We start from the raw sequence: 320 nt of genomic DNA, 5'->3' as shown, positions 1-320 counted from the left end.
GTGATCGATACCGTTTCGCCGACAGGTAAATCAGTAGTTCCCGATACTGTTGGTGTGGCGTCCTTGCCCAGCGTATGTGGATCAAGGGTGATGACTGGTGCTGCAGTATCGATTTCACCGTTGTTGTCGGTTGCAGTCGTGGCGTTACCTGCTGCGTCAGTAGCGGTGGCTTCAACAGTATAAGCACCATCGGCCATGTCCGCAGGAACATCGGCACTGAACGAACCGTCTGGTTGAACGGTAGCCGTGAAGGTTTGCGCGTCGCCATTGGCATCGGTCACCGTGATCGATACCGTTTCGCCGACAGGTAAATCAGTAGT

1 protein-coding gene is annotated in these 320 nt (G+C 54.4%); it reads right to left on the bottom strand.

The features are described 5' to 3' along the window. The coding region (locus tag BFC18_RS21805; RefSeq protein ID WP_170826635.1) for an Ig-like domain-containing protein at positions 1 to 320 on the bottom strand (320 nt) is incomplete at both ends.

Origin of the sequence: Alteromonas confluentis, assembly GCF_001757105.1 — a bacterium.
In the GTDB taxonomy this organism is placed as follows: Bacteria; Pseudomonadota; Gammaproteobacteria; order Enterobacterales; family Alteromonadaceae; genus Alteromonas; species Alteromonas confluentis.
This window is presented reverse-complemented; position numbering and strand designations above follow the sequence as displayed.